Here is a 20,823-nt window from a genome sequence, read left to right on the forward strand (position 1 = left end):
ATGCCGCAATGTGACACTCTCCCCACGCCGGTGTTTGAGGCGCCTTGGCATGCGCAGGCCTTTGCTCTGGCCGTGCATTTGAATGAAAGTGGCCTGTTCACCTGGCCCGAATGGGTCACGCAGTTCTCTGCTGCGCTTCAGGAGGCCGGGCTGGCGCGGGAGCTGAACGGTGGGGACGATTACTTTGAGATCTGGCTGGCGACCATCGAAGCCATGATGACCGCCGAAGGACATGTGACGGCCACCGAGGTCGAGCATGTGAAGCAGGGCTGGGAACGTGCCTACCTCGCAACCCCGCATGGCCAGCCGGTGCATTTGCCAGAGGGCGTCTGACAGCAGCATTGAGTGCCGTGATTGCGGTGAAGTCGCGTCTGATAGAAGTTTCCGGTTTCATCGCCCGCACCGGCTCGCTATACGGGGCGTCGGTTTCAACCCAGCATGCAAAGGACCTGAGATGGCCAATGTCGTGGTAGTCGGCGCCCAATGGGGCGATGAAGGTAAAGGCAAGATCGTTGACTGGCTCAGCGAACGCGCCGATGTGATCGCGCGCTTTCAGGGCGGCCACAATGCCGGCCACACGCTGGTCATCGACAGCAAGGTGTACAAGCTGCACGCGCTGCCCTCGGGTGTGGTGCGCGGCGGCAAGCTCTCGGTCATCGGTAATGGGGTTGTGCTTGACCCCTGGCACCTGATGAAGGAGATCGCCACGGTGCGCGCGCAAGGCGTGGAGATCACGCCAGAGACGCTGATGATCGCGGAAAACACGCCGCTGATCATGCCGTTCCACGGTGAGCTGGACCGCGCCCGTGAAGAGGCCGCCTCCAAGGGCACCAAGATCGGCACCACCGGGCGTGGCATCGGCCCCGCCTATGAGGACAAGGTCGGCCGCCGTGCCATCCGCGTCGCTGATCTCGCCGATCACGCAACACTGGAGGCCCGCGTGGATCGCGCGCTGCAGCACCATGACCCGCTGCGCAAGGGTCTGGGTGTGGAAGCGATCGACCGCGATGCTCTGGTGGCATTGCTGAAAGAGATCGCCGGCGAGATCCTGCCTTTTGCGGCCCCGGTCTGGAAGGTGATGAACGAGAAGCGCAAGGCCGGCAAACGCATCCTGTTCGAAGGCGCTCAGGGCGCGCTGCTGGACATTGATTTCGGCACCTATCCGTTTGTTACTTCGTCGAATGTGATCGCAGGCCAGGCCGCCACCGGCGTCGGAATTGGCCCCAATTCGATCGATTATGTGCTGGGCATCGTGAAGGCCTATACCACCCGCGTCGGCGAAGGGCCGTTCCCGACCGAGCTACTGGACGCCGAGGGCAAGCCCGACGCAGATGGCGACCGGCTCGGCACCCGTGGCCATGAGTTCGGCACCACCACCGGCCGTCAGCGCCGCTGCGGCTGGTTCGATGCCTGCCTCGTGCGCCAGACCTGTGCCACGTCCGGCATCAACGGTATTTCCTTGACCAAGCTCGATGTTCTGGACGGGTTTGAGACGCTAAAAATCTGCACCGGCTACGACCTGGACGGCGAACGGCTGGACTACCTGCCCACTGCCGCCGACCAGCAGGCGCGCTGCAAGCCGATCTACGAGGAGCTGGAAGGCTGGAGCGAATCCACCGAGGGCGCGCGCTCCTGGGCGGACCTGCCGGCGAATGCGATCAAATACGTGCGCCGCGTCGAGGAGCTGATCCAATGCCCCGTCGCGCTTCTGTCCACCAGCCCGGAGCGGGACGACACCATTCTGGTGACCGATCCCTTCGCCGACTGATGGCGCGCGAGGGTCTGAGCTATCGCGCCCGCCGGATCTGGGCGCTGGTGATCCTCTTGGTGGGGATGCCGGTTTATATCGTATTGGCGGTGACGGTCCTGAACCTTCTAGATCGTCCGCCGCTCTGGCTCGAACTTCTGGTTTATGTCGCGCTGGGCGTGGCCTGGGTGCTGCCCTTCAAATTCGTGTTCAAGGGCGTGGGCAAGGAAGACCCGGACGCGCTGCACGACGAACACCCGAAGTAGCTGACATAACGGTCGGGGACCAAAGGGCGGGGGAGGCTCCCGCCTGGTCTCAGTGTCCCTGGCGGAACACATCGTCCAGTTGGGCCCGGCGCCGCACCCCCCAAGGGGGTGCGGCGCCGGGCGCTTCGGGCAAAGCCCGAAGCGAAAAACCTCTCTTTCAATGCGCATTTTGACGGGCGCACAGGGCGTGTTTGATCACTTGATATGCAAAACGCCGCTCCGGAATGGGGCGGCGTTTTGCATGTGATCTCTCTGGTGCAGACCGGGGCGTGTTCAGCCCGCAGCGCGATTGTCGGGGCGAAAGCCAATCTGGGAAGATACTGAGAAGCGGCCGTTTGACGCTTTCTTCAGCTTGCCTTCGCGCAGCAGCAGCCCAAACGAGCGCAGGCCATCTTCGCGGTTGAAGCCATCCTTGGCCGTGTCCAGCGTCCGAACCTTGTTGATCAGCTGCGGCCGGGAGAAACTTTCGCGTCCTTCGACAAAACTCATGTAAGAGGCCGCGGCCTCCAGCAGTTCACTTAGCTCGACAGCTCCTTTGTCCGACGCATAGTCAGCAAACGCGCCGTCCTGCTGGGTCGCGCTCGTGGCCTCATCTGGCTCTGGTGTCAGAAGCGCGCTGGAGACGCGACGCGGGCGCACAGGCGCGGTGGCCGCCTGGCGTGCGCCTTCGGCCACGGCCGAGGCAACCTCGGAGGGAGTGTGTTTCTCCGACGGGTCGATGCGCTGTTCCGCAACCAATTTCAGCGGTGCGGACGGCGCCTTTGCGCGCATCGGTTCTGCCGCGGTATCGCCCGTTGCGTCGGAGGCGGGGCGACCGGGGCGCACAACGCTGGCCAGATCATCGCGGAAGGCGCGGGTGCGCGCCTCGCGGCGGGCCTCGTCGGACCCGTCACTGTCGGCCTGAGCGGCGGCCACGGCTGCGCGCAGCTGATTGTAGGTCTCGCGTGACGTCGTGGCGTCTTCGTCGTTTAGCCGGTGATCTGCTGCGGCCATCAGGCGCGACACATCCCCATCCGAGGCGCTGTCGCGTGACGTAAGAATGTCGCGTGCCGGGCGGGCGGAGGCCGCTTCGTCTGCTGCGCTGCCACTGTCAGCGAAATGCTGGCTGGCTTGCGGCGTGACATAAGGCGCGTCCTCTTCCTCCGAAGTGTCATCCTTCGCAGCGTCATCGTCAGCCCTGTCTGTCGAAGATGCCAGAAGCTCGGCCTCAACGGCTGCCAGTTCCGCAGCCAAATCGGCCTCGTCATCCTCGGACAGGCTGCTGGCAGCGGCGAGGGCGGGCGTCTTGGACGGTTCGGAGGGCTGCGGTTCGGCCACAGGCTCGGCGGTTGCGTCGATCAGATTGGGGTCGACCTGAGCCCGCTTCACGCGGATCACTCGGCCTTGCTTGGGGCGGCGTGGCGTTACCTTTTCGCGTGGCGGGTCCCCTGCCGGTCCTGAACTGGCGGCTCCTGCATCGGCAGCTTCTGCATCGACAGGTGATGCTGCGGTCGGGGGCGTTGCGGCCACGGGCGCGTGTTCCGGCTGGATTTCAGCCTCGTCCTCGATCTCCTGAGCGACGGCCTGTTCTTCGATCTCATCGGCGGGATCTTCGGCCGCGTCACGGGATGCGGCGCGCGACCCGGTGAGGTCCAGCCGGTCCAGTATGTCGCTGACCGATTCCTCTTCGGAGGCAGATACCGCTTCGCTGTCCGCGTCATCGCCGGTGGTCAGGACATCCTCCAGTTCGGAGGTCTCCTCTGTGACGACGGTCTCTGCGTGCTCATCTTCGGTGAAATCATCGTTGTCTGCGGGCGTTTTTGCCACAACCGCGCGGATGCGCTGCAGCTTGGCGGCAATGCTGTCCTGCGCAGGTACGGTATCTTCACGCGGCTGTGCTGGGGCTGGCGACGCCGGGGTGATGTCTTCGGCGTCCGGGTCTGCCGCGGCCACGGGCTCAGCCGGGGTGAGCGTGGTGTTGACGCTCCAGAGGATGGCGTCGGAGGCGTCGTTGTCCGTGTCGTCCTCGTCGCGCGCCGTCGCGGTTTCTGCATCGGTGGATTCTGCATCCTCAGCAGCCGCGAAGGACTGCGTGGGCGTCGGGTTCTCGGGCTGCGAATCAGTCTGCGGCGCTTCGGACACGGAGGGCGCGACCTCGGCTGCGGTTGAAGGTGCTGAAGTCAGGGCGGGTTGGGCCGGCGCAGGTGGCTGCTCGGCGGCCGCCGCCGCGCGCAGATGGATGCCACCTTCGCCGCTGCGGGCCTCGACCTGACGGGCGATCTCTTTCTGGGCGATACGGGCCAGCATGTCGGCGTCGGGCTGTGGAGGCTCTGCGCCAAAGTAGCGATCATCAGATGCGAGGTCGCGAAAATACTCAGCGATCACCTTCATGGTGCCAAAGGAGTCCTCAAACCCCTCGAGCGTGCATGAAAACGTCCCATAAGAAACCGTTAGAACTTTGTTATTATGTACCATTTGTCGGTTCGTCCTCACCAAAGTCGCACCGTTCACCCTATTCATCCTCAGGTCAAATTCGGCCCGAATCCTAGCAATTGTTCGTATAATTTTGTGTTTAGATTGTGGCTTGTTTCCATTTCTGCGAGGTATCCTCTCATGACAGAGGTGATTGTTCATGAAACCGCCCCGGTAACGCTGATTGGCGGCGGAGAGGTGGCAAAGTCCGACCTTGCGGACGCCCTGAGCTATGCGCCGTTTCTGGTTGCGGCCGATGGCGGTGCCGATCAGGCGCTGCGTCTGGGCTATGAGCCGCGCGCGGTGATCGGCGATTTCGACTCGCTCTCTGCAGCTACACGATCATCCCTGTCAGACAGTATACTGCATCATGTACCTGAACAGGAAACCACTGATTTCGATAAGGCCGTGAGGGCGGTCACCGCGCCGCTGATACTGGCTGTGGGGTTCCTCGGGGCGAGGGTGGATCACCAACTGGCGGCCCTGCACGTCTTGGCGCAACCGCATGACACGCCCTGTATTCTGATCGGGGCGCATGAGGTCGTGGTGCATGTGACGGCGCCACTTGAGCTGGAGCTGACACCGGGCGATGTGGTCTCGCTGTTTCCACTGGCACCGGTGACGGGGCGGTCCAGCGGGCTGGAATGGCCCATCGAGGGGCTTGATCTGTCGCCCATGTCGCGGATTGGAACCTCGAATCGTGCCACTGGGGCGATCCGGATCGAGGCAGATGGGCCGGGGTTGCTGGCGCTGCTGCCGCGAGACTGCCTGCCGGCGCTTATTCCGGCGATGCGGGCAGGCCGCTCTCCGTCGTTGCAGCGGGATTGACCTCGCGCGCGGCGCGGTTGACCTGCCGTTCGCGCAAGACAGCATAGAGCCCGGCCGCCACGGTCAGCGCGATGCCACAGGCCGCGATACTGTTGGGCAGTTCAGAAAACACCAGCCAGCCGACAAAGACCGCCACCGGAATTTCAAGATATTGCATCGAGGCCAGCGTGCTGGTCGGCGCGTAGCGCAGCGACCAGGTCATCAGCAGATGCGCCATCGTCCCAAGCACGCCTGCAAGGGCCAGAAGCTCCAGTTCCGGTGTCGCGGGCAGGGTGGTGTTCAGCTCCTCAATGGAAAAGCCGTAACCCAGCGCGAAAAAACCGGCCATCAACAGGCAGGCAATGCCGCCGGAGACCGCCTGGATGGCGATCGGGTCGGTGTCGCGGGCGAGGGTGCGGGTGACCATCATGAAGACTGAGAAGATCACCGCCACAGCAAGTGGCCAGAGCGCGTTGAGGCCGACCTCGGCAAAGCTCGGCTGGATCACCAGCATGGTACCGGCAAAGCCCACCACGCAGGCCAGCAAGCGGCGCAGGCCGACTTCTTCCTTCAGGACGTATTTGCCCAAGAGCAACATGATGAAGGGCATCACGAAGGCAATCGCCACCGCATCGGCCAGCGGCAGGTAGCGCAGGGCCATGAACATTGCGGTGATCCCGGCCATCTGCAGCAGCGTGCGCAGGATGACCTTCGGCATCACGCGGGAAGGTAAGCGCAGTGAGATCCCCAGCATCAGGGCAACCGGGGCGAGGATGAGGCCCTGTGCGGCAAAACGGGCCAGGACGATCTGCCCGACGGGGATGCGGGTGGAGAGGATCTTTGCCACCGCATCGCCAAGCGGGATCAAGGCGCAGAAGCCCAGCATCAGGGCAATGCCGAGCAAGGGGCGATCTGTCTCGGAGCGGCTTTGGGCTGCGGAGGAGGTACTCATGAGGGGACGCTAGGGGCGGGGTGGGACCTTGGCAAGTGCTGAAGATGTTCAGGAGTTTGCAATAGCAGTCAGAGCCGCCGTCGTTCGGGCATTCGCTTCGGGCTATGCCCGAAGCGACTCGCACCGCGCGCCCCTGCGGGGGGCGCGGCGCGCTCGGCCCAACCGGAGGGGCCGCATTTTCAATGCGGGTCGCACGGGCGGGAGCAGCCCCCGTGTTTGGCACGCGCGTCGATTGGGGGGCCTTGTGTCAGCAGTTCGGTACGTTCACTGCAAGGCCACCAAGCGAGGTTTCCTTGTACTTCTCATGCATATCCTGACCGGTCTGGCGCATGGTCTCGATCACCGCATCCAAGGGCACAAAATGCTCGCCGTCGCCGCGCAGGGCCAGCGAGGCGGCAGAGACCGCCTTGATCGCGCCGAGACCGTTGCGTTCGATGCAGGGCACCTGCACCAGCCCCTTGACCGGATCGCAGGTCATCCCGAGGTGATGTTCCAGCGCGATCTCGGCGGCATTCTCGACCTGCTCCACGCTGCCGCCCATGACGGCACAGAGACCGGCAGCAGCCATGGCGGCGGCGGACCCCACCTCGGCCTGGCAGCCCGCCTCGGCGCCCGAGATCGAGGCATTGTATTTGACCAGCCCCCCGATCGCAGCGGCGGTTAGCAGGAAATCCTCCATGTGTTTCTCCGACGCCCCCGGCACATGGTCGAGGTAATAGCGCAGCACCGCAGGCAACACGCCTGCCGCGCCATTGGTGGGGGCGGTCACCACCTGTCCCCCGGCGGCGTTTTCCTCGTTCACCGCCATGGCGTAGACGCTCATCCAGTCGTTGATCGTATGCGGCGCGGTCAGGTTCATGCCACGCTCGGCCATCAGCGCATCATAAATGCCCTTGGCGCGGCGGCGCACCTTGAGGCCGCCGGGCAGGATGCCATCGCGCTCCAACCCGCGGTTGATGCAGTCGTTCATCACCTGCCAGAGCCGCGCGGTGCCGCGGTTGAGGCTTTCTTCGCAGCCGCGCGACACCTCATTGGCGCGTTTCATCTGGGCGATGGTCAGGCCGGAGGATTTTGCCATCTCCAGCATCTCGACGGCGGATTTAAAAGGGTAGGGGATCGGGTCGCCCTCATCGGTCGCCTTGCCCTGCGCCAGTTCTTCTTCGGTCAGCACAAAGCCGCCGCCGACGGAGTAGAACACCTGCCGCAGGGTGACATCGCCCTGCGCATCGGTGGCCATCAGCACCATGCCGTTGGCGTGGCCGGTGAGCGCATGATCGTAGTCGAAGATCATGTCTGCCTTGGGATCAAAGCGCAGAGTGCCAAGACCGTCCAGTTCGATGGTGCCGGTCTCGTTGATGGCGGCCAGGGTCGCCTCGGCCTTGTCGTCGTCGTAGGTGTCGGGCCGGAACCCGGCGAGGCCGAGGATTGTGGCGCGATCAGTGGCATGGCCGACGCCGGTGAAGGCCAGCGAGCCATGCAGCGAGGCCCGCAGCCCGTGAAAGGCAAAGGGCGACGCGCGCATCATGTCGAGAAAGCGCGCAGCCGCGACCATCGGGCCCATGGTGTGCGAGGAGGACGGGCCGATGCCGACCTTGAACATGTCGAAGACGGAGAGGAACATTTAGGTGGCTGATCCTTCTGGAGGGGTGGCGAGTATGGGGGCGGTGAAGGGCGTGGCGCCCAGCCCTTCGGCACGTTGCGCCGCATGGGTGCTGGCGCGGGTCTCGGCCCGTTGGCAGACATGCAGCAGGGCTGGGTAGGTGGCGAGGTCGAACCAGGGCGCCTCGGGCGGGTCGGCGTAGAGCTTGGTCCATCGCAACAGACAGGGCAGGTAGAGGTCAAGCACCGTCGGCTGATCGCCGCCGGCCAATGCGGGCGCCTGCCGCAGGGCGGCGTCGATCATGCGCAGATCATTCTGCAGGCGCCCGCGCAGCATGGCGCGCAGCTGCGCCTGATGGGCGCGGTCATCGCCGATGTATTTCTCTGGATAGAAGCTCTGGCGCAGGTCGATATGCAGCGTGTTGGAGCACCAGAACAGCCAGGTGAGACATCTGCCGCGCGCGGGCGCCTCCGGTGCCGGCAGCAGGCGGCGCTCCCGGTCGGCGAGCCAGAGCAGGATAGCAGCGGTCTCGAACATCGCACCATCGGGCGTTTCCAGCACCGGGATGGTGCCATTCGGGTTCATTCGCAAGTAGTGCGGTGCAGTTTGGCCGCGGGTCTTGCGATCCACCAGCACCGCCTCATAGTCCAGCCCAAGCTCTTCCAGCGCCAATCGCAGGATGAGCGAGGCGTTGTCGGGCGCATAGTGAAGGCGAAGCGGTGCAGTCATGCGGCGATCCTAGTCTCGCTCCGCCGCCGCGAAGCGTTCGTTTCCGACGTTTCCGATAGGAAACGCGCAGCTGCAATCTATGTTATATGTGCCTGAGTGCAACCGTTGCGGCGATCTGTTCATGATCTGCCTGTGGCATTAGGGTTTTCGCTTCGGGCAAGGCCCGAACCGACCCGCGCCGCGCGCCTATGGCGCGCGGCGCTTGGGGAACCTCGCAGCGGTGCTTTCTGACGCGTTGGCAGGCGTGGATCGCAGCGCTTGCCTTAGAGGCGATGCGCATTTCGGGTGCCACTTCGTCCCTCGCACAGGGCGGACAATCGGCCTATACCTCTTGCAAAATCGGTGAGTGCAGTCATCGTCCAATTCAAACACACGGAGGTCACGAGATCATGAGCGGAGAGCTTTCCCCTATCGACAAGGCCAAGTTCGTGGCCGCCAAACGGGCCGCTGAAATGGTCGAGGACGGCATGCGCGTGGGGCTTGGGACCGGGTCCACGGCCGCTTGGCTGGTGCGCTGTCTTGGCGAGATGGTGCGCGAGGATGGTCTGAAGATCACCGGCGTGCCTACCTCTGCCCGCACAGCCGCGCTGGCGCGTGAAGTTGGCATCGAGGTGATCACTCTGGATGAGGCCAAATGGCTCGATTTGACCATTGATGGGGCGGATGAATTTGACAGCGATCTGAACCTGATCAAGGGAGGTGGTGGCGCGTTGCTGCACGAGAAGATCGTGGCCACCGCCTCGGACCAGATGGTTGTGATCGCCGACAAGGCCAAGGAGGTGGCAACACTGGGGGCCTTTCCGTTGCCGATCGAGGTTATCCCCTTCGGCTGGCAGACCACACAGGCCCTGGTCGAGGAAACGCTGATCTCGATGGATGTGATGGGCCGGACCTCCACCCTGCGGATGAATGGTGCCAGCCCCTATGTCACGGATGAGGGCAATCACATTCTCGATCTGCATCTGACCCGTATCGGCAATCCGCGTCAGTTGGCGCTGGTCATGAACCAGATCCCCGGCGTGGTGGAGAACGGGCTGTTCATCGACATCTGCGATACGGTGGTGATCGGCTATGGTGACGGCAAGGTGGAGGTGCGCGACATCAACGAGGGCACGGTGGAGACTGATCGCATCGACTTTGTCGATGATGAGAACCTGTTCACCGACCTGAGCGAGTAGGCGCGCCGGTCCCAGGCCCGCCCAGGCCCGCCGTGCCGGGCGCGCACGAAGGGCGCGCGCCCCTGCTCCTTAGCTGCCCTGCCGGACGTTCTGCCACTCCGGCAGGGGAAACAGCCGGTCGTAGGCCCAGTTGAAGCAAAAGGCATAGGCCATGTAGAACAGGGCGAAGGACACATCCATCACGAAGGCCTGCCAGAGACTTACGCCGAGATACCAGGCGATAAATGGCATCAGGACCAGCAGCAGGCCGACCTCAAACAGCACCGCGTGAAAGACCCGTATCGGTGTGGTTTTCAGCGTCGTGCCCGTCCGGCGTTTCAGAATGCTATCAAAGGCGTAGTTGTAGACGAAGTTCCACAATGTCGCGAGCGTGGCGCTGACCACGCCGACCGCCCCGATGTCATGAATGGGGAGGTGGAACAGATAGGCCCCCAGCGGGATAACCATCAACAACGCGATGATCTCAAAACTCAGGGCATGACGGATACGGTCAAGGGGGGAGCGCATGGGCGACCTCATCTTCATGGTCGGGTCGTCCCGAGGCAAAACCAACGGCCGCGCCATCGTGGCAGAGCCATTGTCGGGGTCGTCCCCAACGGATCGCAATCTGGGAGAGTGGCGGGCATTTTTCAAGCCCCGGTGTGGCGTTGCATGTTGGGTATGCGTCTTGACAGGACGATCCAAAAACTCGCAGGTGCGCGCTTATTGTATTTTTGCTTTTTGCAATTTGGATTTGGCGCCGATGTATTCTGAGAAGCCTGATCAGCACGACGGATCACCCACCGCAGATTTCCCGATGAGGGACAAGCCTCCCTTGTGGCTCATTCTTCTGCTGTTGGTCGCAAGTCCGCCGGTTCTGACATCCCTTCTGCCCGAGAGTATCCTCGCGTGGTTCTCTGGACCTAAACTCCTGCGTGATATCTGGAGCCTCGGGACTGGCGGGACGATTATGGTGCTGTGTTTACGAGGCTCGCGGAACGATCTCTTGTTGCGCATGAACGCTTGGGGCATTCATTATGGAACGAAGAAAGGGGCAACCTGCGCACTGCGCTGGGCGGATGTTGTGTCTGTCGCTTATACGCCGAAGAGTGTGCTCACCGGCTATGCGCGGCTGCGTGTCCGGGCACAGGTCCCGCTCGGGACGCGCAATGATCTGACGTTCAAAATTGTGCCCCTTGATCCGAAGTGTTCAAACCCTGTCGACCCTGAGGTCGCACGGGCTCAGGCGGCGCTGGATCGCTACTGGCCAGAGTGGCGCAGTCAGAAATAGCACGCGTTGTTCTTCACGCGGACTTCACGCTTTTGCGACAAAAGCCCTGACAGGCATATGAAAAGTCACGCCGCGCCCCCACTTGCGACACTGGCAATTCACATCGCGCTGTGGGATACCTCGCGCAAGACCAAAGAAGGGCGAAGACTATGAGCTTTGATTATGATCTTTTTGTCATTGGGGGCGGCTCCGGTGGGGTGCGCGCAGCGCGCGTTGCAGCCGCAGGCGGTGCATCGGTGGCCCTGGCGGAAGAGGACCGCTATGGCGGCACCTGCGTCATTCGCGGCTGCGTGCCGAAAAAGCTGATGGTTTTTGCCTCTGAGTATGCCGGCATGGTCGAAGATGGCCGGGCCTACGGCTGGGATCTTGAGAACAAAGGCTTCGACTGGGATCACTTCAAGACCAAGCTCAACACCGAACTGGACCGGTTGGAAGGCATTTATCGCAACCTGCTGAAAAACTCCGGCGTGGAGAGCTTTGACGCCCGCGCGAAGCTGGCGGATGCCCACACAGTGGAGCTGTCTGACGGCACCCGCAAGACCGCGAAACACATCCTGATTGCCACCGGCGGTCGCCCTTGGGTGCCGGAGTTTCCGGGCTCCGATCTGGCGATCACCTCGAACGAGATGTTCCACCTGGAGACGCTGCCAAAGCGTATCCTGATTGTGGGTGGCGGCTATATCGCGTCCGAGTTTGCCGGCATCATGAACGGCCTCGGGGTGGACACCACGCAGTATTATCGCGGCGCCCAGATCCTGCGCGGCTTTGACGAGGAAGCGCGCGGTCTGGTGGCCGAGGAAATGATCCAGTCCGGCATCGACCTGAAACTCGGCACCAACGTGCTGGAGATGCGCAAGGAAGGCGACCAGATCTGGGTCAAGGCCACCAATGGTGACGAAAGCCTGTTCGATCAGGTGATGTTTGCCACCGGCCGCAACCCAAATGCGGATGACCTCGGGCTGGAGGAATTGGGCATCGCGCGCGGCAAGGGCGGCGAAATCAAGGTAGATCAATACAGTCAGACGGCAGTGCCGTCGGTCTATGCGATCGGCGACGTGACTGATCGCGTCAACCTGACCCCGGTGGCGATCCGCGAGGGCATGGCCTTCGTCGAGACCGTGTTCAACGGCAATCCCACCAGCCCCGACCACGAGCTGATCCCCACTGCGATCTTCACGCAGCCGGAAATGGGCACCATCGGCCTGAGCGAGGAAGAGGCGGCAGAACAGGAAACGATCGAGGTCTATTCGACGTCCTTCAAGCCGATGCAGCAGAGCTTTGCCGGGCGGGCGCAGCGCGTGCTGATGAAACTGATTGTAAGTCAGGCCAGCCGCAAGGTGCTGGGCTGTCATATTGTCGCACCCGGTGCGGGCGAGATGATCCAGCTGGCGGGAATTGCCGTCAAGATGGGGGCGACAAAGGAAGATTTCGACCAAACTGTTGCAGTTCATCCGACCATGTCGGAAGAATTGGTAACACTAAAAACCCCTGTCCGGACGCTTTGACGCGTTCGGTCACTTTGGGAGCTGCTCCGCCTTGAATATCGGCGCGGTGACCACAGGTTAGAGGGCAATATCCGCTGATACGGCGGGGAGAGATGGATAGGAGACACATGGCTGGGAACAGTGGTGGCCCCTGGGGGGGCGGCGGTTCCTCCGGCGGCGGAGGCAACCGGGGCAATAATGGTGGTGGTGACGGTAGCGGTGGCCGCCGTCCGGAAGACAACCAGATCCCCGAGATCGACGAGCTGGTGAAGAAAGGGCAGGAGCAGCTGCGCGTCCTCATGGGCGGTCGTGGCGGCGGTGGCAACGGCAAGGGCCCGCAAGGTGGCGGCTCTGGCGGTGGCAGCCCGCTCTTTTCCAAAGGTGGCGTCGCACTGGCGGCCTTGGTGGCGGCGGGCCTCTGGGTTTACGGCAGCTTCTATACCGTGAAAACGGAAGAGAAGTCCGTGGAGCTGTTCCTGGGCGAATTCTCCAGCGTTGGCGAACCCGGCCTGAACTTCGCTCCGTGGCCGCTTGTCACCTATGAGGTGGTCCCTGTCAGCGTTGAGCAGACCGAAAGCATCGGCGCGGGCGCCCGTGGCTCCGACGCTGGTCTGATGCTGACGGGAGATGAGAACATCATCGACGTGGATTTCCAGGTGGTCTGGAACATCTCCGCGCCGGATCAGTATCTCTTCAACCTGCGCGACCCCAAAGCGACCATTCAGGCGGTGTCTGAATCCGCCATGCGCGAGATTATCGCGCAGTCGCAGCTGGCACCGATCCTCAACCGCGACCGGGGTTTGATCTCTCAGCGCCTTGAGGAGCTGATCCAGTTCACGCTCGACAGCTATGATTCCGGCGTCAACATCGTCCGGGTCAACTTTGACGGGGCCGATCCGCCTGAGCCGGTCAAGGACGCCTTCCGAGAGGTGCAATCCGCTGGTCAGGAACGTGACCGGCTTGAAAAGCAAGCGGATGCCTACGCCAACCGCAAGCTGGCATCGGCCCGTGGTCAATCCGCCCAGACGCTCGAGGAGGCCGAGGCCTACCGCGCGCAGGTGGTGAACGAAGCCCAGGGTGAGGCGTCGCGCTTCTCCGCCGTTCTGGCGGAATACGAGAAGGCCCCCGAGGTGACCCGCAAGCGTCTCTATCTGGAAACGATGGAAGATGTGTTCAGCCGCGTCGACAAGATCATCCTCGACGAAACCACCAGTGGCGCTGGCGGACAGGGGATCGTTCCGTATCTGCCGCTGAATGAAATCCGTCGATCGGGAGGAGACAACTGATGAACCGCTCTGTCATTTCTTTGGTTGTTCTTGCCGCTCTGGTCTTTGCAGGCCTGTCGGCGGTCTTCATCGTGGACGAACGGGAAAAGGCGCTGGTGATGCGCTTTGGCCGGGTCGTGAACGTGCAGGAGGCCCCGGGCCTCGCCTTCAAGATGCCCTTCGTCGACGAAGTGGTGAAATACGACGACCGTATTCTCAGCCTCGAAGTTGGCCCGCTTGAGGTCACACCTCTGGACGACCGCCGCCTGGTGGTCGACGCCTTCGCGCGCTATCGCATCACCGATGTGCGTCGTTTCCGCGAAGCGGTGGGTGTCGGCAATATCGGCGCTGCCGAAAGCCGTCTCGACAACATCATGCGCGACCAGACCCGTGAAGTTCTGGGTACCGTCAGCTCCAACGACATCCTGTCGTCGGATCGTGCGGCGCTGATGCTGCGCATCCGCAACGGTGCCATTGCACAGGCCGAAGGTCTCGGGCTCGAGGTGATCGACGTGCGTCTGAAGCGCACCGACCTGCCGCAAGCCAACCTCGAGGCGACCTTTGCCCGGATGCGCGCTGAGCGTGAACGCGAAGCCGCCGACGAGATCGCCCGTGGTGAAGAGGCCGCGCAGCGTGTGCGGGCCCAGGCCGACCGGACCGAGGTCGAGCTGGTCTCCGAAGCCGAGCGCGAGGCGGAAGTCATTCGTGGTGAGGCTGATGCACAACGGAACAGCATCTTTGCCGAAGCCTATGGCGCGGATCCGGAGTTCTTTGAATTCTACCGCAGCCTGACCGCCTATTCTCGGTCGCTGCAGGCGGGCAACTCCTCGTTGGTGCTGTCTCCGGACAGCGAGTTCTTCAACTACCTGAAGTCCTCGCAAGGGACCGCTGGCGCGGCGCGCGAGTGATCGCATCTGCGAAAGCATGAGAAAACAGGAAAAGGCCGCTCTTCGGAGTGGCCTTTTTCACAGGTGGCTTCGAGAGGCGGCTTCGACAGGCCGCTTTAATGCGTGACAGCGGCTGACAGGGCGGATGTCCCGATATGGCAGCCATCATTGGGCGAAGATCCGCCTGTTGCCGCCGCGACGCCGTCGCGGAACCTTCACCAGCCTTCACGTCGAATTGAGATGAACCCAACCCCCATTGCGACCTCTCGCGGAGTGGCTACATTGTAGCCAGAGATTTCACCCCGGCGTGTGTCGACCCGAGCGTCGGCGCGCTGCAAGTGCCTGAGGCAGGGTGGCGCCCTTTCCCCTTGTCCGCAGGGGCGGGCAAAGACAGAGTTGACAGGCCAATTCAAGGAGTATGTCCGTGCATCCCATCACAAGTACCAAGACACTGAGCCAGGACCGTGCCCTCCCGCGCACGCAGACCGGTTGGCGTCTGTTCTGGATCGCGGTCCTCGGGACCGCAATGCTGGTCCTGCAGACATTGTCGGCAGCGGCACGGCCCGAAAGCCTCGCGCCGCTGGCCGAAAAGGTCAGCCCCGCCGTGGTGAATATCACCACATCGACCGTGGTCGAAGGGCGGACCGGTCCCCAGGGCATCGTGCCCGAAGGCTCCCCTTTCGAGGACTTCTTCCGTGAGTTCCAGGATCGCAATGGCGGTGGCAACCGCCCGCGTCGTTCTTCGGCGCTGGGATCGGGTTTCGTGATTTCCGAGGACGGCTATATCGTTACCAACAACCACGTAATTGATGGCGCTGACGAGATCGAGATCGAGTTCTTTCCCGGTGATGGCCAGCCTGCCGATTTTCTGCCCGCAACCGTTGTGGGCACCGATCCCAACACCGATATTGCGCTGTTGAAAGTGGACGCTCCGATGCCACTGAAATTCGTCAAGTTTGGGGACAGCGATGTCGCCCGCGTTGGCGACTGGGTTGTCGCCATGGGCAATCCGCTTGGGCAGGGGTTCTCTCTGTCTGCCGGGATCGTGTCTGCCCGCAACCGGGCGCTGTCGGGATCCTATGACGACTACATCCAGACCGACGCGGCCATCAACCGCGGCAACTCGGGTGGTCCGCTGTTCAACATGGACGGCGAAGTGGTTGGCGTGAACACCGCCATCCTGTCGCCCAATGGTGGCTCCATCGGCATCGGCTTTTCCATGGCCTCCAATGTGGTGACCAAGGTGGTCAGCCAGTTGAAGGAATTTGGCGAAACCCGTCGTGGCTGGCTTGGTGTGCGTATTCAGGACGTGACCGATGATCTGGCCGAGGCGATCGGCCTGACAAACGACGAAGGTGTGCTGATCACCGATGTGCCGGAAGGCCCGGCCAAGGAAGCCGGCTTGCTGGCCCGTGACGTGATCACCAGCTTTGACGGTTTCGAGGTCAAGGATACCCGTGATCTGGTACGCCGCGTTGGCGATACCGAAGTGGGCAAGACCGTGCGCGTGGTGGTGTTCCGCGATGGCAAGACCGAGACCGTCCGCGTGACACTCGGGCGCCGTGAGGATGCGGTTGGCAACGATGCTGGCACCGGCACCGGCGATGATGTTGTGCCGGATGAGAGCGAGAAAGAGATCCTCGGCCTCACTGTCGGCGCGGTTCGCGATGATATGCGCGAGGAGTTGAACCTCGATGCAGACACGCCCGGTCTGGTGATCCTGTCGGTGGACGAAACCTCTGCTGCTTGGGAAAAAGGCCTGCGGGCGGGTGACGTGATCACCGAGGCGGGGCAGAACAAAGTGGCCTCCATCGCCGATCTCGAAGCCCAGATCGAGGCCGCCGAGGAAGGCGGGCGCAAGTCCATCTTCCTGATGGTCCGTCGGGCGGGCGAGCCGCGCTTCGTGGCGCTGAACCTCGACGACTAAACTGCCCCGACCCTTGTGAGGGGCAGGGCGTGACATCAAAAGATCGGCCGGGCCATTGGTCCGGCCGATTGTCGTTCGGGGTGCAGCAGCAGGCGGCACGTGGCGGGTTCAAGGAGTGCAGAATCCAAAGAGCCATGTGTCGGGCGGACACATGGCTCACGATGGGACGGACGATCATTGGGATGGATAGGAGAATGACCGCCTTGCAAATCTTATGGCAGGCGCGCGCCCGATGTACTGTGAAACAGATCACATTGGGGTCGGGTATTTTGCTTTCTGGCGGGAATATTGCATACCGCCCCGTGGGGAGGTTCGCCAGAGGGGCGCCGCTCAGATGCCCTCGGGGTCGGCCAGAACCGCCAACCCGCCGCGATCCTTCAGTTGCAGCCCACCACGGCTGATCTCGATCAGTCCGGCCTTGCGCCAGTTCGACAAGGTCTTGGACACCGCTTCACGGGTCGCGCCGACAAATTCCGCGAGTTCGGATTGCGACAGGCTGAGATGGCCGTTGCCCTCTGCCGGCGTGAGATACAACAGCTTGCGCGCCAGCCGCACTGGCATCGGCAGGAACACCTGTTCGTTCAGCTGGGTGTTCATCCAGCGCATGCGCTGTCCGGCAAGCTTCAGCATGTCGCCAGCCAGTTCCGGGTGCCTGGTCAATTGTCCCAGCACATCGCGGTGACGCAGACGGCGCAGATGGCTCGGCTCTGCTGCGGTGGCGGTGGCGGTGCGTTCGCCGGGGTCGAACATGGCGATTTCGCCAAAAATTGCACCGGGGCGCATCATATCAAGTGACAGCTTCCGCCCCGCTGCCGAAAGCGTGGAAATTTCCAGCGCACCGGAGATGATCGCATAGAGCGCATCGCCTTCGTCGCCCCGTTCGAACAACACGTCGCCGGTGGCCAGATGCACATCCGTGGCCTGACTGTCGAGCATCGCCCTGAGGCGCTCCGAGGCTCCGAACAGGAAGCTGGAGGCAGGAAGCGGGGCGACGGGCATAGGAGATCTCCGGCAAGGGCGAACGATATCGGGGCGATGTTCGGCTTTTAGGCGGCAAGGCGGCGTCGCGCAAGCTCAGCCATCAAGACTGGAATGTTTGCGGTGCCATTGTGCAGCAAATCGCGGCTCAGCGGTCCACCACCACGGCACTGAGCCCCAGGCTGCGTGCGCCGCGCAATGACAGGCTGGCGCTGTCGATGCCGATGTCTTTTTGATAGCTGCGGATGGCGGCGCGGGTCTCGGCGTTCAGGGTCCCGGTGATCTCGCCTTGATAGAGGTCACGGGCCGCCAGCGCACGTTGCAGCGAGGAGACATATTCGCGGGTCATGGCATCGGGGCAGGGGGTCTGAAAATAGGTTTCCTTGCGCGGGCGGGTGATCTCCTGCCGGGTTTCTGTGGCAAAGACCGCAGGTTTTGTCACCGAACCGTCGGCGGCTGTGTCCGGCGGCGAGACCATGACCTGCTCGGTAATGGTCTCCACCCGTGCAGGTTCAATCAGCGTATCCCAGCAGGTTCCGGGTAAAGCGCCCGGCGGAGCTGGACGGCCGACACCTTCAAAGGGGGGCGGGGCCAGACAGCCGCTCAGGAGGGTGAGATTGACCGTCATCAACGCGGCCAGCCGACGCCGTGAGGACGCAGATCTGGGCACCACAACCCCGTCCGGGACCGATGCACGCACATGCAGCTGTCGCATAAGGAACAGGTTCAGGACATCGTGTCGCAGAAAAGCGAGGCCGGAACGCGGAGGCAGCGGGGCGGTCATATGCTCTGACAGGGTCCTCGGGTAAAGCGGGCTTCGGGATCCTGTAGTGACCCGATCATGGCGGATGCTATCTTAAATCCGAAGCGCGCGCAAAGCCCGCATTCGCGCTACGGTCCTGTTTTGCCGACAGAAGATGCTGCCTTTTGCTGGCACCGTATGCGGTGAGGGTTTCAGGCGGTATGGCGCGAGGGTCGGTTGCGGGCGTCTGACGCGGCTGCATCTGATGGCGCGTCATCGGCGCGCAGGGCTGTCGGCCGGGGCGCGCGCGTGGCGGGGTGAGAACAAACATGGAAAATGCAGCCGGAAATGACACGCGACACCGGGGATGACGTAAATGGGGCTGGAACGGCTGGGATACGCTCGCTACACACGGGGGCGAGTACCGAAAAAGGGAAGACGGATCATGGCAAAAATCACCTACATCGAGCACAACGGGACCGAACATGTGGTCGACGTCGCCAACGGGCTGACCGTGATGGAAGGTGCGCGTGACAACAATATTCCGGGCATCGAGGCTGATTGCGGTGGCGCCTGTGCCTGCTCCACCTGCCATGTCTACATTGCACCGGATTGGGTTGAGAAACTGCCCAAGAAGGACGACATGGAAGAGGACATGCTGGATTTCGCCTTTGAGCCGGATCCGGCCCGCTCGCGCCTGACCTGCCAGCTCAAGGTCTCGGACGCGCTGGACGGTCTGGTTGTGCATATGCCCGAAAAGCAGATCTGATGCGGACGGCGGGCCGGGCGCGGCGTCTTCTGACACGCACCAGGCCCCCGGTCACCCGCCGCGCGGCGCAGGTGTTGTGCCTGTCGCTGGCGGGGGCGGCGAGCGCGCTGAACGCGCAAGAATCCTGGCAGGTCACGGGCGCAGACTTTGATGCGCCCACGACCCGCTACGGCCATGCGGTTCTGGGGGATGACGTCGAATACGGCCAGCTTCGCATTCATGTGCAACAGGATGCGGGTGGCAGCTCATTGCGAACCTCGGCTGTGTTGCGGCGAGATGTCTTTGAGGTCGATCTGCCGCTGGATCATGTCTTCGAGGATCTTGCGCCGCGCCTCTGGGATATCACTGGCGACGGGTTGCCCGAGGTTGTGGTGATCGAGACGGATGTGGCGCGGGGCGCCCAGTTGGCGGTCTACAACAGCACGGGCGACAAGATCGCCGCCACGCCCCATATCGGCCAGACAAACCGCTGGCTCGCGCCTGTCGGCGCTGCGGATCTGGATGGCGACGGCCATATCGAGGTGGCCTATATCGACCGGCCCCATCTGACCAAGACCCTGCGCATCTGGCGGTTTCACTATGGCAAGCTGGTGGACGTCGCCGCCGCGCCCGGCCTGACGAACCATCTGATCGGTGAGGATGTCATCACCTCCGGGCTGCGCGACTGCGGGGAGGGGCCGGAGATCGTGACTGTCGATGCCGATTGGTCCCGCATCATCGTCTCACGTCTCGACCCGGACGGCAGCATCAGCCGCCGCGATCTTGGCCCGTTTGACATTCAGACCCGGCTTGGTCCCGCGCTGGACTGCCAGCAGCCCTAGCTCAGGTAGTAGCCGACCGGTTTCAGCGGCGCCGGAGCCTCCTCGCCCAGCTGCGACAGCAGAGAGATCTCGATGGTGCGGCACATGGCATCCAGCGGCAGGCCGTTCACGGTCTCGCCAAAGGGGTTGGACAGCTCCTCGGTCACCTCGGCCAGGCCGAAGAAGACATAGGCGATGATGGCCACGAAGAGCGGTGTCATCCAGCCCGCGCCCTCCAGCAGGGCGAAAGGGAACAGCAGGCAGTAGAGGTAGGTCGTGCGGAACACCAGCAGCGTGTAGACAAACGGCAGGGGCGTCGCCGCGATACGCTCGCAGCCCGCCTGCGCCAGCGCGATGGAGCCGATGCGCTCGCTCAGCGCCTTCTTGGCAAACCCGTCCGGTGCATGATGCGCCACGTCCCGCGCCATCAGGTCGAGCGCGGCGCAGGGCGGATGCGGCGCATCCCGCAGATCCTCGCCGTCTTCCAGCCATGTGTGCCCGTCGTCATAGTGGCTCAACCGGCGCAGGTTGGCGCGGTGCAGGTGGATGAAGGCCAGCGCCAGCCGCAGGGGGCGGCGCTGGTGACCCTCGGGCTGGAACATCACCACCTCGCGCCCCAGTGCCCGCATGTCGGCCACCAATTGCCCCCAAAGCCGGCGCCCCTCCCACCAGCGGTCATAGGCGGCATTGTTGCGAAAGCCGAGGAACAGCGACAGCGCCACGCCAAAGACCGCAAAGGGCGCAGCATTGGTGTGGGGCAGGGCCAGCAGGCTGCCGTCAAGCCAGACCAGCAGCGCGGCCAGGGCCGTCAGTGCGAGAATGCGCGGCAGGATTCGCGGCAGTACGGAGCCATGGGTGGCGATCAGCAGTTCCAGGAAGCCGGGTTTGTGGCGGACGATCATCGGGAGCACTCCGTTGCGGTTGTGCCCTCAAGAGCAAATTTCGCGTCTGTCATCCTGTCGTCAAACGCC

20 protein-coding genes are annotated in these 20,823 nt (G+C 63.1%); 12 read left to right on the forward strand and 8 right to left on the reverse strand.

The genetic code is table 11. From position 1 onward, the window contains the following. The 3 genes from R0J92_RS02810 (at position 1) to R0J92_RS02820 (ending at position 2,013) form a co-directional block, all read left to right on the forward strand. Positions 1-333, forward strand: coding sequence for a nitrile hydratase accessory protein (locus R0J92_RS02810; RefSeq protein ID WP_411050791.1), 333 nt, complete (start codon positions 1-3; stop codon positions 331-333). Between the two features lie 121 nt (positions 334-454). Next, entirely contained in the window at positions 455-1,768 is a 1,314-nt protein-coding gene (locus R0J92_RS02815; RefSeq protein WP_106162928.1) for an adenylosuccinate synthase, read from the forward strand. Continuing rightward, entirely contained in the window at positions 1,768-2,013 is a 246-nt protein-coding gene (locus R0J92_RS02820) for a DUF2842 domain-containing protein (protein ID WP_106162927.1), read from the forward strand. Before R0J92_RS02815 ends, R0J92_RS02820 begins: the two co-directional genes overlap by 1 nt. 273 nt (positions 2,014-2,286) lie before the next feature. Here the strand turns inward: R0J92_RS02820 and R0J92_RS02825 are convergent, their stop codons facing one another. After that, positions 2,287-4,467 carry a chemotaxis protein CheA gene (locus tag R0J92_RS02825; protein ID WP_411050645.1) on the reverse strand — a complete coding sequence of 727 codons (2,181 nt, stop codon included), beginning with the start codon at positions 4,465-4,467 and terminating at the stop codon, positions 2,287-2,289. A gap of 138 nt (positions 4,468-4,605) precedes the next feature. Here R0J92_RS02825 and R0J92_RS02830 point away from each other — a divergent pair, with 138 nt between their 5' ends. Then, the gene (locus R0J92_RS02830; protein ID WP_411050646.1) at positions 4,606-5,292 is read left to right on the forward strand and encodes a thiamine diphosphokinase; all 687 of its coding nucleotides are present in this window, start codon (positions 4,606-4,608) and stop codon (positions 5,290-5,292) included. Here the strand turns inward: R0J92_RS02830 and R0J92_RS02835 are convergent. The 3 genes from R0J92_RS02835 to R0J92_RS02845 all read right to left on the reverse strand — a co-directional run bounded on the left by R0J92_RS02835 (position 5,243) and on the right by R0J92_RS02845 (position 8,552). Continuing rightward, on the reverse strand, positions 5,243-6,223 hold the full coding sequence (locus tag R0J92_RS02835) for a DMT family transporter (RefSeq protein ID WP_411050647.1): 981 nt from the start codon (positions 6,221-6,223) through the stop codon (positions 5,243-5,245). The two genes, R0J92_RS02830 and R0J92_RS02835, sit on opposite strands and share 50 nt — an antisense overlap. A 247-nt stretch (positions 6,224-6,470) precedes the next feature. After that, entirely contained in the window at positions 6,471-7,844 is a 1,374-nt protein-coding gene (locus R0J92_RS02840) for an L-serine ammonia-lyase (RefSeq protein WP_106162923.1), read from the reverse strand. Then, positions 7,845-8,552, reverse strand: coding sequence for a glutathione S-transferase family protein (locus R0J92_RS02845; protein WP_411050648.1), 708 nt, complete (start codon positions 8,550-8,552; stop codon positions 7,845-7,847). A gap of 389 nt (positions 8,553-8,941) precedes the next feature. Here R0J92_RS02845 and rpiA point away from each other — a divergent pair, with 389 nt between their 5' ends. Beyond that, a complete protein-coding gene (rpiA, locus tag R0J92_RS02850; protein WP_411050649.1) occupies positions 8,942-9,730 on the forward strand; it encodes a ribose-5-phosphate isomerase RpiA in 789 nt (262 codons plus the stop codon). Positions 9,731-9,799: 69 nt separating this feature from the next. On the opposite strand, the gene R0J92_RS02855 is transcribed toward rpiA, so the two are convergent. Further along, a complete protein-coding gene (locus tag R0J92_RS02855; protein ID WP_411050650.1) occupies positions 9,800-10,237 on the reverse strand; it encodes a PACE efflux transporter in 438 nt (145 codons plus the stop codon). Here R0J92_RS02855 and R0J92_RS02860 point away from each other — a divergent pair. The 5 genes from R0J92_RS02860 to R0J92_RS02880 all read left to right on the forward strand — a co-directional run bounded on the left by R0J92_RS02860 (position 10,236) and on the right by R0J92_RS02880 (position 16,563). Beyond that, the gene (locus tag R0J92_RS02860; RefSeq protein ID WP_411050651.1) at positions 10,236-11,000 is read left to right on the forward strand and encodes a hypothetical protein; all 765 of its coding nucleotides are present in this window, start codon (positions 10,236-10,238) and stop codon (positions 10,998-11,000) included. The two genes, R0J92_RS02855 and R0J92_RS02860, sit on opposite strands and share 2 nt — an antisense overlap. A 149-nt stretch (positions 11,001-11,149) precedes the next feature. Further along, complete coding sequence (gor, locus tag R0J92_RS02865) at positions 11,150-12,505, forward strand: glutathione-disulfide reductase (protein WP_411050652.1); 1,356 nt, start codon at positions 11,150-11,152, stop codon at positions 12,503-12,505. A 107-nt stretch (positions 12,506-12,612) separates the two neighbouring features. After that, positions 12,613-13,770, forward strand: coding sequence for an FtsH protease activity modulator HflK (gene hflK / locus R0J92_RS02870; protein WP_411050653.1), 1,158 nt, complete (start codon positions 12,613-12,615; stop codon positions 13,768-13,770). Next, positions 13,770-14,657 carry a protease modulator HflC gene (hflC, locus tag R0J92_RS02875; RefSeq protein WP_411050654.1) on the forward strand — a complete coding sequence of 296 codons (888 nt, stop codon included), beginning with the start codon at positions 13,770-13,772 and terminating at the stop codon, positions 14,655-14,657. The genes hflK and hflC overlap by 1 nt, the downstream gene beginning before the upstream one ends. Before the next feature lie 397 nt (positions 14,658-15,054). Beyond that, the gene (locus tag R0J92_RS02880) at positions 15,055-16,563 is read left to right on the forward strand and encodes a Do family serine endopeptidase (protein ID WP_411050655.1); all 1,509 of its coding nucleotides are present in this window, start codon (positions 15,055-15,057) and stop codon (positions 16,561-16,563) included. A gap of 330 nt (positions 16,564-16,893) precedes the next feature. Here R0J92_RS02880 and R0J92_RS02885 read toward each other — a convergent pair whose 3' ends face one another. Together R0J92_RS02885 and R0J92_RS02890 are read right to left on the reverse strand one after the other, a co-directional pair. Further along, the gene (locus R0J92_RS02885; protein ID WP_106162915.1) at positions 16,894-17,562 is read right to left on the reverse strand and encodes a Crp/Fnr family transcriptional regulator; all 669 of its coding nucleotides are present in this window, start codon (positions 17,560-17,562) and stop codon (positions 16,894-16,896) included. A gap of 127 nt (positions 17,563-17,689) precedes the next feature. Next, complete coding sequence (locus R0J92_RS02890) at positions 17,690-18,169, reverse strand: peptidoglycan-binding domain-containing protein (protein ID WP_411050656.1); 480 nt, start codon at positions 18,167-18,169, stop codon at positions 17,690-17,692. A 559-nt stretch (positions 18,170-18,728) separates the two neighbouring features. Between R0J92_RS02890 and R0J92_RS02895 the strand changes: the two genes are divergently transcribed. Both R0J92_RS02895 and R0J92_RS02900 read left to right on the forward strand, forming a co-directional pair. Then, positions 18,729-19,052: a 2Fe-2S iron-sulfur cluster-binding protein gene (locus R0J92_RS02895; protein WP_106162914.1), complete on the forward strand. Its 324-nt coding sequence runs from the start codon at positions 18,729-18,731 to the stop codon at positions 19,050-19,052. Continuing rightward, positions 19,052-19,873 carry an FG-GAP repeat domain-containing protein gene (locus R0J92_RS02900; RefSeq protein WP_411050657.1) on the forward strand — a complete coding sequence of 274 codons (822 nt, stop codon included), beginning with the start codon at positions 19,052-19,054 and terminating at the stop codon, positions 19,871-19,873. The genes R0J92_RS02895 and R0J92_RS02900 overlap by 1 nt, the downstream gene beginning before the upstream one ends. On the opposite strand, the gene R0J92_RS02905 is transcribed toward R0J92_RS02900, so the two are convergent. Continuing rightward, positions 19,870-20,754, reverse strand: a complete 885-nt coding sequence (locus R0J92_RS02905; protein WP_106162912.1) for a bestrophin family protein — start codon at positions 20,752-20,754, stop codon at positions 19,870-19,872. The genes R0J92_RS02900 and R0J92_RS02905 overlap by 4 nt on opposite strands. Positions 20,755-20,823 lie beyond the last annotated feature (69 nt).

The organism is Tritonibacter sp. SIMBA_163 (assembly GCF_046535935.1).
In the GTDB taxonomy this organism is placed as follows: domain Bacteria; phylum Pseudomonadota; class Alphaproteobacteria; order Rhodobacterales; family Rhodobacteraceae; genus Epibacterium; species Epibacterium scottomollicae.